Source organism: Chryseobacterium sp. SIMBA_029 (assembly GCF_046535275.1).
GTDB lineage: Bacteria > Bacteroidota > Bacteroidia > Flavobacteriales > Weeksellaceae > Chryseobacterium.
This window is the reverse complement of the sequence record NZ_JAWRXA010000172.1, coordinates 1-298: the sequence shown is the minus strand read 5'-3', so window position 1 is coordinate 298 and position 298 is coordinate 1. Positions and strand designations below refer to the sequence as shown.

At 63.1% G+C, this 298-nt stretch carries 1 pseudogene; it reads right to left on the bottom strand.

Going from position 1 to position 298, the window contains the following annotated elements:
- A pseudogene (locus SB679_RS23690) lies at positions 1–298 on the bottom strand (hypothetical protein); the annotation flags it as partial.

The window sequence follows — 298 nt, the reverse complement described above, 5'->3', positions numbered from 1 at the left end:
CGACGAAGCGGTCGGCGAAAAGCCGGACCAGCGCCATGAAGAATGCAAAGAGCGTGAGACCCATTCCGCCGACGAAAGGCTCGACCGCAAAGACGTCGCGCATATAGATCGCCGACCAGTCGATTCCGGCACCTTCGACGAGGAAGGCGCCGACGCCGATGACACAAAGCGGCAGCATCCCCAATGTCGGCAACGCCATATGGGCGCCTTCCGTCTGAGAGGGCGCGGGGGCGGAGGCATTCTGCATTCCCCTGATGGCGATCGTTCCGGCCACCACGACGATGGCGAAGGTTACGGC